The 13382-nt window shown below is 60.7% G+C and carries 11 protein-coding genes; 4 read left to right on the top strand and 7 right to left on the bottom strand.

What is annotated here, in order from left to right; translation table 11 throughout:
* The first annotated feature begins 129 nt into the window (after window positions 1-129).
* Complete coding sequence (locus tag AC07SI_RS12130) at window positions 130-1107, top strand: NADPH:quinone oxidoreductase family protein (RefSeq protein WP_106802333.1); 978 nt, start codon at window positions 130-132, stop codon at window positions 1105-1107.
* 290 nt (window positions 1108-1397) lie between these two features.
* Complete coding sequence (gene glpT, locus AC07SI_RS12125) at window positions 1398-2735, top strand: glycerol-3-phosphate transporter (RefSeq protein WP_065902361.1); 1338 nt, start codon at window positions 1398-1400, stop codon at window positions 2733-2735.
* On the opposite strand, the gene AC07SI_RS12120 is transcribed toward glpT, so the two are convergent.
* Together AC07SI_RS12120 and AC07SI_RS12115 are read right to left on the bottom strand one after the other, a co-directional pair.
* Window positions 2732-3385, bottom strand: a complete 654-nt coding sequence (locus AC07SI_RS12120; protein ID WP_065902362.1) for a gamma-glutamylcyclotransferase — start codon at window positions 3383-3385, stop codon at window positions 2732-2734. The two genes, glpT and AC07SI_RS12120, sit on opposite strands and share 4 nt — an antisense overlap.
* Window positions 3386-3412: 27 nt before the next feature.
* A complete protein-coding gene (locus AC07SI_RS12115) occupies window positions 3413-5800 on the bottom strand; it encodes a TonB-dependent receptor plug domain-containing protein (RefSeq protein WP_120450444.1) in 2388 nt (795 codons plus the stop codon).
* Between the two features lie 329 nt (window positions 5801-6129).
* On the opposite strand from AC07SI_RS12115, the gene AC07SI_RS12110 reads away from it, so the two are divergent.
* Window positions 6130-6612 (top strand): sn-glycerol-3-phosphate transporter, encoded by a 483-nt coding sequence (locus AC07SI_RS12110; protein WP_120450447.1) that lies wholly within the window; start codon window positions 6130-6132, stop codon window positions 6610-6612.
* Between the two features lie 493 nt (window positions 6613-7105).
* Here AC07SI_RS12110 and AC07SI_RS12105 read toward each other — a convergent pair whose 3' ends face one another.
* From AC07SI_RS12105 to AC07SI_RS12085, 5 genes are all read right to left on the bottom strand, one after another.
* Complete coding sequence (locus AC07SI_RS12105) at window positions 7106-8074, bottom strand: CDP-6-deoxy-delta-3,4-glucoseen reductase (RefSeq protein ID WP_120450451.1); 969 nt, start codon at window positions 8072-8074, stop codon at window positions 7106-7108.
* Window positions 8074-9540 carry a 4-hydroxy-3-polyprenylbenzoate decarboxylase gene (ubiD, locus tag AC07SI_RS12100; RefSeq protein ID WP_065902367.1) on the bottom strand — a complete coding sequence of 489 codons (1467 nt, stop codon included), beginning with the start codon at window positions 9538-9540 and terminating at the stop codon, window positions 8074-8076. Before ubiD ends, AC07SI_RS12105 begins: the two co-directional genes overlap by 1 nt.
* A gap of 156 nt (window positions 9541-9696) precedes the next feature.
* A complete protein-coding gene (rho, locus tag AC07SI_RS12095) occupies window positions 9697-10956 on the bottom strand; it encodes a transcription termination factor Rho (protein WP_003176825.1) in 1260 nt (419 codons plus the stop codon).
* 234 nt (window positions 10957-11190) lie between these two features.
* A complete protein-coding gene (trxA, locus tag AC07SI_RS12090; protein WP_015886460.1) occupies window positions 11191-11520 on the bottom strand; it encodes a thioredoxin TrxA in 330 nt (109 codons plus the stop codon).
* Between the two features lie 121 nt (window positions 11521-11641).
* The gene (locus AC07SI_RS12085; RefSeq protein WP_065902368.1) at window positions 11642-12337 is read right to left on the bottom strand and encodes a FadR/GntR family transcriptional regulator; all 696 of its coding nucleotides are present in this window, start codon (window positions 12335-12337) and stop codon (window positions 11642-11644) included.
* Window positions 12338-12591: 254 nt separating this feature from the next.
* On the opposite strand from AC07SI_RS12085, the gene AC07SI_RS12080 reads away from it, so the two are divergent.
* Window positions 12592-13377 (top strand): transporter substrate-binding domain-containing protein, encoded by a 786-nt coding sequence (locus AC07SI_RS12080; protein WP_495005787.1) that lies wholly within the window; start codon window positions 12592-12594, stop codon window positions 13375-13377.
* Window positions 13378-13382: the final 5 nt, after the last annotated feature.

Genomic DNA, 13382 nt, shown 5'->3' with positions numbered 1-13382 from the left:
TGCCCGGTAGCATAACGCTAGCAAGGCTGAGTACAAGCTTATAGCGGCTTATCAGGCCGGGGCATGCTCGTTGACCCACGGGCGTACCCTCCTACACTTATCGGCCACGATGCCAAAAGGAATAGTCCGATGAAAGCTGTGCTGTGCAAAGCCTTCGGCCCCGCCGAAACCCTGGTGCTGGAAGAGACCGCAAGCCCTACGATCAAGAAGAACGAAATCCTGCTGGACGTGCATGCCGCCGGGGTAAATTTCCCGGACACCCTGATCATCGAGGGCAAGTACCAGTTCAAGCCGCCCTTCCCGTTCTCGCCGGGTGGCGAAGCGGCGGGCGTAGTCAGTGAAGTGGGAGAAAAGGTCAGCCACCTGAAAGTCGGTGACCGGGTCATGGCGCTGACCGGCTGGGGCAGCTTTGCCGAACAGGTCGCGGTGCCCGGCTATAACGTGCTGCCGATCCCGCCGAGCATGGACTTCAACACCGCCGCCGCCTTCAGCATGACCTACGGCACTTCGATGCACGCGCTGAAACAGCGCGCCAACCTGCAACCCGGCGAAACCCTGCTGGTCCTCGGTGCCTCCGGTGGCGTCGGCCTGGCCGCCGTGGAAATCGGCAAGGCCATGGGCGCGCGGGTGATCGCCGCCGCCAGCAGCGCCGACAAGCTGGCCGTGGCCAAGGCTGCGGGCGCCGATGAGTTGATCAACTACAGCGAAGCCAGCCTCAAGGACGAGATCAAGCGCCTGACCGACGGCAACGGCGCCGATGTGATCTACGACCCAGTGGGTGGCGACCTGTTTGACCAGGCCATCCGCGCCATCGCCTGGAACGGCCGCCTGTTGGTGGTGGGCTTTGCCAGCGGACGCATCCCGGAACTGCCGGTCAACCTGGCGCTGCTCAAGGGCGCGGCAGTGGTCGGGGTGTTCTGGGGCTCGTTTGCGCAACGCCAGCCGCAGGACAATGCGGCGAACTTCCAGCAACTGTTCAGTTGGTATGCCGAGGGCAAGCTCAAGCCGCTGGTCTCGCAGGTGTACCCGCTGGAGCAAGCCGCCCAGGCGATCAATGACCTGGGGCAGCGCAAGGCGGTGGGCAAAGTCGTGGTCCAAACCCGCTGACCGATTGAATTGTGGCCGATGTGGAAGCTGGCTTGCCTGCGATAGCGGTGGGTCAGCCAACACAAGTGCAACTGCGAGACCACTCTCGCAGGCAAGCCTGCTCCCACCGTTGATCTCCTTAGACCTCGAGACCTGATACCGACCATCACTTATCTATTAGCGACATGTTCGTAAGAGAACATGCGATTGCTCCCATTTCCTGTATTTGCGGATAAGAGGCAATGCTATTTTCGGTAACGAAACTGTAACATTCGCATCCGCAGTCAAAACAAGAAATTTGGAGCTCTTGAATGTTTGCTTTCTTTCGTCCTGCCGCACACCAGGCACCCCTGCCTGAAGAAAAAATAGACAGCACTTACCGACGCCTGCGCTGGCAGATCTTCGCCGGTATTTTCTTCGGTTATGCCGGCTACTACCTGCTGCGCAAAAACTTCTCGCTGGCCATGCCCTACCTGATCGACGAGGGTTACACCCGAGGTGAACTGGGCCTGGCGATGTCGGCCATCGCGATTGCGTACGGCCTGTCCAAGTTCCTCATGGGCCTGGTGTCCGACCGCTCCAACCCGCGCTACTTCCTGCCCTTCGGCCTGCTGGTGTCGGCAGGGGTAATGTTCATTTTCGGTTTCGCGCCTTGGGCCACGTCCAGCGTGACGATGATGTTCATTTTGCTGTTCATCAACGGTTGGGCCCAGGGCATGGGCTGGCCGCCAAGCGGGCGGACCATGGTGCACTGGTGGTCACAGAAAGAACGCGGCGGCGTGGTCTCCGTGTGGAACGTGGCGCACAACGTCGGTGGCGGCCTGATCGGCCCGCTGTTCCTGCTCGGCATGGCGTGGTTCAACGACTGGCACGCAGCGTTCTACGTCCCGGCCACCGTGGCGTTGCTGGTGGCGGCCTTTGCCTTCATCACCATGCGCGACACCCCGCAATCGGTAGGCCTGCCGCCGATCGAGCAATACAAGAATGATTACCCGGAAGGCTACGACGCCAGCCACGAAGACGAATTCAGCGCCAAGGAAATCTTCGTCAAATACGTGCTGCGCAACAAAATGCTGTGGTACATCGCGTTCGCCAACGTGTTCGTCTACCTGCTGCGCTACGGCGTGCTGGACTGGGCGCCGACTTACCTCAAGGAAGCCAAGCACTTCACGGTCGACAAGTCGTCCTGGGCGTACTTTTTCTATGAGTGGGCGGGCATTCCGGGCACGCTGCTGTGCGGCTGGATGTCGGACAAGATCTTCCGGGGCAACCGTGGCCTGACCGGCATCGTGTTCATGGCGTTGGTGACCGTGGCGACCCTGGTCTACTGGCTCAACCCGCCAGGCAACCCGGTGATCGACATGATCGCGCTGTTCTCCATCGGCTTCCTGATCTACGGCCCGGTGATGCTGATCGGCCTGCAGGCGCTGGAACTGGCACCGAAGAAAGCCGCCGGTACAGCTGCGGGTTTCACCGGTCTGTTCGGTTACCTTGGGGGTTCGGTGGCGGCGAGTGCGGCCATGGGCTACACCGTGGACCATTTCGGCTGGGACGGTGGTTTTGTGCTGCTGATCGCCGCGTGCCTGCTGGCTATCGCGTTCCTGATCCCCACGCTGTGGCACACCAACAGCGTCAGCGCGGCGCGCTAACCGCCTGAGCAATCCTTGGCACACCGCTTGAGCCGCGCCTCCAGGTTTTTATCTGGCATGGCGTGGCTACGCAGGGCGTTGACGGTCTGCTCGACATAATCGCGAGTCGTGCCGTAACGCCCGCAAGCGCTTTCCAGCACATGATTGAGCACTTCGTCGGGCAAGTTGCCGGCGTAGCTGGGCAAGTGCCGCTCCAACACAAACCCCAACGCCTGCACCTGGCTGCCATCTTCCAGACGGCAACTGAGCCAATGTGGCCGATACGAGGGATAGGGCATTTCGCGGCGCCACAGGGCGTAGAGCGACGCTTCCAGCTGATCTTCCGGCAGCCGATAGGCAAATCCGCTGCAGGAACCGCCGCGATCCAGCCCGAACACCAGCCCCGGCAACTCCGGCGTACCCCGATGTTCGTGAGACCACAGGTACAGGCCCCGGTGATAACCGTGGACCCGTGCCCGCACCCGCTCGGTGGACGAGCATTCAGGACGCCAGATCAGCGAACCATACGCAAATAGCCAGACCGGCCCACCCTTGTGCCGACCCATGGTGGCCTGCATCGAGCTCAACAACTGTTCGTGAGTGAGTTGCGGCCCCAGATCGAGCCGCGGAGGGTAAGCCAATTGCAAAAGATCGGATTCAATGGCGGTCATGGCGAAAAGCGGTACGCCTCCTGTGTGTTACCAGTTGTAAGCAACTTTACCGTAATAAAACGCGCCGCTGTAACCGTACGGCGAAAAAGTGCTATAGGCGAGATTGCCACCACTGCTGGCGAAGGCGTTGACCTTTTCCGGGTATTTATCGGTGACGTTGTCGCCGCCCAGGGTGAACGTCCAGTTCTTCAGCTTGTAGTCCGCTGACAAATCCAGCACCCAGGCGGCCTTGAAGGTCTGGTCGTTGACCTTGTCCGCCTGGTAGCTGGTGAATTCACCATAGCGCACCAGGTTGCTGTGCAACGCCCAATTTCCGAAGGTGAAGTCGTTACCCAGGCTCAGCTTGTGCTGCGGCGTGGTATCGCCGAGCAACCCGATGCGCTCGCGACGGTCCACACGCAGCAGGTTCACGCCCAGGCTGTCGAGAATCGCCGGGTTGGCCTTCACGTCCGTCACCTTGGTGTGGTTGTAGTTGTAGCCTACGGTGCTGTTCCAGCGGATGCCGTTATCGAACTGGTAGCGATAGTTGGCTACCAGGTCGACGCCGTCGGTGCTGGTGTTGGTGGCATTGGTGAAATAGCGGGCACTGGTGTAGTTGATGTTGCCGACGCCATTGGCTTGCAGGTAGGCAATGGCCGCCGGGTTGAGGTTCAGGTTCGACGACAGGCTGATGCGATCGCGGATGTCGATGCGGTAGACATCGAGCGTCACGGTCAGGTCATCGGCGGGCTCCAGCACCAGGCCGAGGCTGTAGTTGCGCGACTTCTCGGCCTTGAGGTCTTCAGCGCCGAGTAGGCGGGCGACCTGGCTGTTGGCGGGAAAGGTACCCGCTTCCTGGATAGTGCTGCCGATCAACTGCGACGAGGTGTAGGCAAAGTTCTGCTGGGCCAGGGACGGCGCGCGAAAGCCATTGGAGACACTGCCCCGCAAGGCCACCTGCGGCGTGAAGTCATAACGCGCCGACAACGAGCCGCTGACATTGGAGCCGAAGTCGCTGTAGTCCTCATGGCGCACGGCCGCAGAAGCGCTGAGTTTCTCGGTGAAATTGGTTTCCAGGTCCAGGTACTGGGCCCAGTTATGCCGCGAGCTGGTGCCGGCATCGGCATCGCGGAATCCACCCAGGCCGGAGCTGCCGGTCTGGTAGTAGGACGCCGGCTCACCCGCCTCGATCTCGTAGCCCTGGTGCAGGTATTCACCGCCGAACGCTACCGAAACCGGATACGGCAGCCAGCCCACATCGAACTCGCGGGACAGGTCCAGGCTGACTTGTTTCTGATCGTTGCTCAGCGTGCCGTTATCGAACTTGCGCGGCGTGGCCAGGCCCAGGGAGGTGTTGATGGTTTCGGTGCTCAGCTCGTATTGGTTCTTGCCATAGTTGGCCGACAAATCGTAATGCCAGTCATAGGCCAGCAGGCCGCGCAGGCCTACCACCAGCGAGGTATCCTCCAGGTTGCCCTTGATCAGCGGCAGGTAGCCGTTGGGGTTGAGCGCCGGAATGTTGTTGGAGGCATTGCTCGCCCGATAGAACGCCGCCGTCTCGCCCCGCCGCTTGCTATAGCCACCGAAGGTGTAGAACTCCAGCCCATCGTTGAAGGCATATTCGGAGTTGAACGCCAGCTTGCCTTCATTGGTGGCCGGTTCACCCTGGCGAAACACCTGCTGGCCGTAGGTGGTAGAGCCTACGCTGGCGGGTCGGAAGTCTTTACCGGCGCGGTTGGTGTAATCGTTGTCCGCCCCCTCGGCCGAGAGGTTGATGAAACCGTTGTCCCCTACTGCCAGGCCGGTGTTGCCGCTGATATTGCGCTGGATACCATCGCCTTTCTTGTACTCGCCAAACTTGCTGGAGATCGAGCCGCCATGGTCGGCGTGCTTGAGGATCACGTTGATCACCCCGGCAATGGCATCGGAGCCATAGCGCGCGGAAGCGCCGTCGCGCAGCACTTCAATGTGGTCCACCGCCGACAGCGGGATCGCATTGAGGTCTGCCGGTGCCGAACCACGGCCTACCGCCCCGCCCAGGTTGACGAACGCGCTGGTGTGGCGGCGCTTGCCGTTGACCAGCACGAGCACCTGGTCCGGCGACAACCCGCGCAACTGCGCCGGGCGAACCAGCTCGGCGCCGTCCACCAGGCTTGGGCGCGGAAAGTTGATCGACGGAATCAGCCGCGCCAACACTGCCCCCAGCTCATCGGAGCCGGTACTGCGCAAGCTATCGCCGGAAATCACATCGATAGGCGACAGCGACGCACTGGCCGTGCGCTCCTGGGCGCGGGTACCGGTAACGATGACGGTGTCGAGTTTGGGTGCATCGGCGGCGGGCGTTTGCGCCGCCAGGACTGGATTGAATCCCACAGCGGTCAGCAAATTGGCCGACAAAATCGCTGTGTACAACGCGTGTTTCTTGTAGCTCCCCATACCGCTCCCCTAAATCAAAATTCAGAACGTCAGTGTCCTGAGTTCGTACGATCGATCCGGCTGGCGGGCGGTAGCGGTCAGTTGTTGGTCATTGGAAGAAAAAATCGGTAGTCCGTTGAGATATAGCTTAAAGATATTTATGTAACAAATTAAATACCTTTAAGGAATAAGCGAATGCATAAGCACGGCGCCCCACTCGTCAGGATTGAGGGTGGCAATCCCGTTACTTTCAGCCCGGGTTCAGCCTTGGGAATGCTCCTGCCGTCAAAATAGCGCGCACATCACGACCCACCTAGCCGCCGATCAAACCGACTATCGAGGTCGCACCCATGAAGACATTTCGACTGCCTGGCCTGTTGTTTCTCGCCCAGGCCACCACTGCGCTGGCGGGAGAGACACCGCCGGCCAACGACGACAAAGGTTTCTGGTACGCGCAGACCAGTGTCTACACCCGACACTTTGCGCCCGACCCGGACCACAACAACCACCAGGACCTGATCGGCCTGGAACGCAATGAGGCGTCAGGCTTTGTGTATGGCGGAGCGACATTTCGCAATTCGTTCCGCCAGCGTTCCTACTACGCCTACGCGGGCAAGCGCTATGACATGTCGGACTATCCGGTGTACTTGAAGCTGACAGGCGGGGCGATCCAGGGTTATCGCGGCCAGTACCGCGACAAGATCCCCTTGAACCGTTTCGGCGTGGCACCGGTGATCATTCCGTCGGTAGGCACCCATTACGGGCCGGTGGCGGCAGAGTTTGTGCTGTTGGGGTTCAATGCGGCGATGGTGACGACTGGCGTGCGCTTCTGAAGCTGACACGGTGCGAGCCAATGTGGGAGCGGGCTTGCGATTGCGGTATGCCAGTCAGCAGATATTGCGCTGACCCACCGCTATCGCAGGCAAGCCAGCTCCCACATTTGGAATGTTTGCAGGTTGGAACCGAGTTGTACCGTCCGCTCAAAATGCCGGCGCCTCGAATCCCAAGCCCGAACAGCAATCAAAACTGTGGGAGCGGGCTTGCTCGCGAAAGCGGTGGGTCAGTTGCTGAAGATGCTGGCTGATCTGGCGCCTTCGCGAGCAAGCCCGCTCCCACATTTGGGTTGTATTTCAAGGTTGGAACCGAGTTGTATCGACCGCTGAAATGCTGCAGCACCCCGAATCCCAAGCCCGAACAGCGATCAAAACTGTGGGAGCGGGCTTGCCCGCGAAAGCGGTGGGTCAGTCGCTGAAGAGGGTGACTGATCTGGCGCCTTCGCGAGCACACCCGCTCCCACATTTGGGCTGTATTTGATGTTTGCTCGGCTCAGGGCCGAGGCGCGTAGGCGAACACATCGGCGCGCATCTGGTGTGCATCCATGCCAGCGTCGACCAGCGCGTCCAGGGTGCCGTAGATCATCGCCGGTGAGCCGCTGGCGTAGACATGCACCGTCTTGAGGTCTGCAATGTCTTCGCACACGGCTTCATGCAGCAGGCCGCAGCGCCCTTCCCAGCCGCACAGGTCGCTGACAACCTTGTGCAGGAACAGGTTGGGCAGTTGCTGCCACTGGTCCCAATGCTCGATCTGGTAGAAATCTTCCGGTCGACGCACGCCCCAATACAGGTGCACCGGGTGCTTGAAGCCGGATGCGCGGCAGTGCTCGATCAGGCTGTGCATCTGCGCCATGCCGGTGCCGGCGGCGATCAACACCAGCGGCCCGTCCGGCAACTCCGCCAGGTGGGTGTCACCGAACGGCAGTTCGACACGCGCCATCTGGTTACGCTGCAGCTGCTCCAACAGGCTGCGCGCGCTGTCTTCGCGGACCAGCACATGCAGCTCCAGCTCGCGCCCGGCGTGAGGCGCCGACGCCAGGGAAAACGCCGACTTCTCACCGTTCTCCCGTTCGATCATCAGGTATTGCCCGGCGTGGTAACGCACGGCCTTGCCGGCCGGAGCCCGCAAGCGCACGCGCCACACATCGCCACCGACATCCACACACTCACTCAATTGGCACGACAACTTGCGCAACGGCAACTCTCCCGGCGCCAGCACGCCATCCCACAATACAATGCAATCTTCCAGCGGCTCCGCGATGCAGGTGTAGAACTCACCGTGGTCACGCACCTCACCGCCTTGTTGCACCCGGCCCTCAACCAGCAACGCGGCACACACATGGCACACCCCATTGCGGCATGCCTGGGGGCACTCATAGCCCAGGCGACGCGCGCCTTCGAGGATTCGCTCGCCGGGGACCAGCTCCAGCACCGCGCCGGAAGGTTGCAGGGTTACACGCATCAATCTATTCCCAATTCTTTCCAGATCGCATCGACACGCGCCGTCACGGCTTCATCCTTGACGATAACCCGACCCCACTCGCGGGTGGTTTCGCCCGGCCATTTATGCGTGGCATCCAGGCCCATCTTCGACCCCAGGCCCGACACCGGCGAGGCGAAGTCGAGGTAGTCGATCGGCGTGTTGTCGATCATCACCGTGTCGCGCTTGGGGTCCATGCGCGTGGTGATGGCCCAGATCACGTCGTTCCAGTCGCGGGCGTTGATGTCGTCGTCGGTGACGATAACGAACTTGGTGTACATGAACTGTCGCAAAAACGACCACACACCCAGCATGACGCGCTTGGCATGGCCCGGGTACGACTTCTTCATGGTCACGATGGCCATGCGGTACGAGCAGCCTTCGGGCGGCAGGTAGAAATCGGTGATCTCCGGGAATTGCTTCTGCAGGATCGGCACGAACACTTCGTTCAGCGCCACGCCGAGAATTGCCGGCTCATCCGGCGGACGGCCGGTGTAGGTGCTGTGGTAGATCGGCTTGATCCGATGGGTGATGCGCTCGACGGTGAACACCGGAAAGCTGTCGACTTCGTTGTAGTAGCCGGTATGGTCGCCGTAAGGGCCCTCATCCGCCATCTCGCCAGGGTGAATCACACCTTCGAGGATGATTTCGGCGGTGGCCGGCACTTGCAGGTCGTTGCCGCGGCACTTCACCAGTTCGGTACGGTTACCGCGCAACAGGCCGGCGAAAGCGTACTCGGAAAGGCTGTCCGGCACCGGGGTGACGGCACCGAGGATGGTCGCCGGGTCGGCGCCGAGGGCCACGGACACCGGGAACGGCTTGCCGGGGTGCTTCTCGCACCACTCGCGGAAATCCAGGGCGCCGCCACGGTGGCTCAGCCAACGCATGATCACCTTGTTGCGGCCGATCACTTGCTGGCGATAGATGCCGAGGTTCTGGCGATCCTTGTTCGGGCCCTTGGTGACGGTCAGGCCCCAGGTGATCAGCGGGCCGACATCGCCAGGCCAGCAGGTTTGCACGGGGAGCATGGCAAGGTCGACGTCATCGCCTTCGATGACCACTTCCTGGCACACCGCGTCCTTGACCACCTTGGGCGCCATGGCAATGATCTTGCGGAAGATCGGCAGCTTCGACCAGGCGTCCTTGAGGCCCTTGGGTGGCTCAGGCTCCTTGAGGAACGCCAGCAGCTTGCCGATCTCGCGCAGTTCGCTGACCGACTCGGCGCCCATGCCAAACGCCACGCGCTCGGGGGTGCCGAACAGGTTGCCGAGCACCGGGATATCGAAACCGGTCGGCTTCTCGAACAGCAGCGCCGGGCCCTTGTTGCGCAGGGTACGGTCGCAAATCTCAGTCATTTCCAGCACCGGCGAAATCGGCATCTGGATACGTTTCAACTCTCCGCGCTGCTCAAGTTGCTGCACGAAATCCCGAAGATCCTTGAATTTCATTAACCATGCCACCCGTAAAATAGGCGTACATCCTACCTGCTCTGGCGGCGGCTGGCAGCTTATCGCGGTGCATTTGCGTGCCGAAGGTGCTTAAAAAACACACGAAAAAAAATGGCGCCCTTGAGGGCGCCATTTTTTCGGACCTGAAACGTCGTATTACTTACGCTTCATCGACAGGAAGAACTCGTCGTTGGTCTTGGTGGTTTTCAGCTTGTCGATCAGGAACTCGATGGCGGCAACTTCGTCCATCGGGTGCAGCAGCTTGCGCAGGATCCACATGCGCTGCAGTTCGTCGTCGGCAGTCAGCAACTCTTCGCGGCGGGTGCCGGAGCGGTTGATGTTGATGGCCGGGAAGACGCGTTTTTCCGCGATGCGACGGTCCAGGGGCAGTTCCATGTTGCCGGTACCCTTGAACTCTTCGTAGATCACTTCGTCCATCTTCGAGCCGGTTTCAACCAGCGCGGTGGCGATGATGGTCAGCGAACCGCCTTCCTCGATGTTGCGCGCGGCGCCGAAGAAACGCTTCGGTTTCTCCAGGGCGTGGGCGTCGACACCACCGGTCAATACCTTGCCGGAGCTCGGGATCACGGTGTTGTAGGCACGGGCCAGGCGGGTGATGGAGTCGAGCAGGATCACCACGTCTTTCTTGTGCTCGACCAGGCGCTTGGCCTTTTCGATCACCATTTCGGCAACCTGCACGTGGCGGGTTGGCGGCTCATCGAACGTGGAGGCAACCACTTCGCCGCGCACGGTGCGCTGCATTTCGGTCACTTCTTCCGGACGCTCATCGATCAGCAGCACGATCAGGTGAACTTCAGGATTGTTACGCGCGATGTTCGCGGCAATGTTCTGCAGCATGATGGTCTTGCCGGCTTTCGGCGGTGCGACGATCAGGCCACGCTGGCCCTTGCCGATCGGGGCGCACAGGTCGATCACACGACCGGTCAAGTCTTCGGTGGAACCGTTACCGGCTTCCATCTTCATGCGCACGGTCGGGAACAGCGGGGTCAGGTTCTCGAAGAGAATCTTGTTTTTCGCGTTCTCGGGGCGATCGAAGTTGATCGTGTCGACCTTGAGCAGGGCGAAATAACGCTCACCTTCCTTCGGAGGGCGGATCTTGCCAACGATGGTGTCACCGGTGCGCAAGTTGAAGCGACGGATCTGGCTCGGCGAGACGTAGATATCGTCTGGGCCGGCGAGATAGGAGGCGTCTGCAGAGCGGAGGAAGCCGAAGCCGTCCTGGAGAATCTCCAGCACGCCATCACCGGAGATTTCCTCGCCGCTTTTCGCGTGCTTCTTGAGCAGGGAGAAAATCACGTCCTGCTTGCGCGAACGGGCCATATTTTCTATGCCCATTTCTTCGGCCAATTGGAGCAGGTCGGTAATCGGCTTTTGCTTGAGTTCAGTCAGATTCATATAGGAATGACGTAATCATTTATGGAGGGGGGAAATTAAGCTTTTGGCTTAATGAGGCCGCGCCGCAGAGAAGGCGACAGGATCGCGTACTAATCGAAAAGGAATGCGTCGGCGACGGCTTGCAGGGGGCAGTGGAGAAACCAGTGCGGGGCCGAATGTACCACCTGAGTTTCGGAGCGTCTAGCCCTGTTTCACGAAAAAGCCCCGCAATTTGCGGGGCTTTTTTGACGACGTTTAGATGTTCGCGTCGAGGAAAGCTTGCAGCTGGGACTTCGACAGCGCGCCGACCTTGGTGGCTTCGACGTTGCCGTTCTTGAACAGCATCAACGTAGGGATACCACGCACGCCATGCTTGGCCGGGGTTTCCTGGTTGTCGTCGATGTTCAGCTTGGCAATGGTCAACTTGCCTTCGTAGGTGGTTGCAATGTCGTCCAGGACCGGAGCGATCATTTTGCAAGGGCCACACCATTCAGCCCAGTAGTCAACCAGCACCGGGCCAGCAGCCTTGAGTACTTCGGCCTCAAAGGTCGCGTCGGTGACGTGCTTGATAAGATCGTTGCTCATGGATGTCTCCGGATTGTAAGCAAAAAAAACGTTGCCCATCATAGCCGCCCTTCCCCCGTTCAGGAAGCCGCCTCTGATTGAGTCTTCCTATGATGGCGCATGAGTTTGGGTATGGCCCGACTCAGGGCGTGACGGGCGTCACGAAGGCGATGCCAGTGCGCAATGCCGCATTGCGCACGTGTTCCTGCATGGTTTTTTGTGCCGCCGCACTGGCGCGACGGGCCAGGGCGCGCAGGATCCTGCGGTGCTCCTGCCAGGTCTCCATGGCCCGCTCCGGCCGGATGAACGGTAGTTTCTGGCTCTCCAGGAACACCTCGGCGCTGGCACTCAGGATGCTCACCATCGCCTGATTGCCGCTGGCCAGGAGGATGCGCTGGTGGAATTCGAAGTCCAGCCGGGCCGCCGCTTCAAAGTCACCGGCCTTGAGCACCTTGCGCATCGCCTCGACGTTATCTTCCAGGCTGTCCAGCTCATCGAGGGTCAAGGTCATCGCCGCCAACCCTGCCGCAAACCCCTCGAGGGCGTAGCGCAACTGGAAGATATCCAACGGCGTGGCCTGCGCCGCGAAGGGCCAGGCAAACCCCGGCGCCTCTTCTGCCGCCTGCACGAACACGCCCTTGCCTGGCTGCACGCTGACCACCCCCAGGGCACTGAGGGACGACAACGCTTCGCGCAATGACGCCCGACTCACCCCCAACTGCACCGCCAGGTCGCGCTGGGACGGCAGGGCGTCGCCCGGCCCGAAGCCTTGCTCCTTGATCAGTTTACGGATGGCCTGCAGGGCCGCTTCCGGTACGGCTTGGGCGATGGAATTCATAAAAAACTCAAGGTTCTCGTCATCAGAGCGGCTAGTTGTAAAGCTATTCGAAGGCCACGGCAAGCCAAGCCCCAAAGGGGCTCGCGGGGTTTTACCGGCGCTCGAAAAAGGTGCGAAAAGCCTTCTGACTGTTCAGACCAGTAAGACCACCCAACCTCAACAAATCCCGGCCCTTCAGACGATTCCGAGAGGGCTGGCATGGGCTGTGCACTGAGCAAAATCAGAAAATTCCTTCGCCCTCTCGGAGAGTTGCCATGACCAAGCGCTACAGCGCCCTGCTCACTGCCCTGTTTGCCAGCCTGATGCTCAGCCAGGCACCTGCCCAGGCCAACGGTCTGGACGATATTGTCGCCCGTGGCACCCTCAAGGTCGCCGTGCCCCAGGACTTCCCGCCCTTCGGCTCGGTCGGCCCGGACATGAAGCCTCGCGGCCTGGACATCGACACCGCCAAGCTGCTGGCCGACCAGCTCAAGGTCAAGCTGGAACTGACCCCGGTCAACAGCACCAACCGCATTCCGTTCCTCACCACTGGCAAGGTCGACCTGGTGATTTCCAGCCTGGGTAAAAACCCCGAGCGCGAAAAGGTCATCGACTTCTCCCGGGCCTATGCACCGTTTTACCTCGCCGTGTTCGGCCCGCCTGACGCGGCGATCAGCACCACCGACGACCTCAAGGGCAAGACCATCAGCGTGACCCGTGGCGCCATTGAAGACATCGAGCTGACCGCCGTGGCGCCCAAAGAGGCCACGATCAAGCGCTTCGAAGACAACAACTCGACCATCGCCGCCTACCTGGCCGGCCAGGTCGACCTCATCGCCAGCGGCAACGTAGTGATGGTGGCGATCAGCGAGCGCAACCCGAAACGCGTGCCGGCGCTGAAAGTGAAACTCAAGGATTCGCCGGTGTATGTCGGCGTGAACAAGAACGAGCCGGCGTTGCTGGAGAAGGTCAACCAGATCCTGATCGCGGCAAAAGCTGACGGCAGCCTGGAAAAGAATGCAATGCAATGGCTGAAAGAGCCACTGCCTGCCGATCTGTGAAGCGG

It is taken from the genome of Pseudomonas sp. GW821-FHT05D12 (assembly GCF_059419825.1).
The sequence above is the reverse complement of the archived record's forward strand: the minus strand, read 5'-3'. Positions and strand labels throughout refer to the sequence as shown.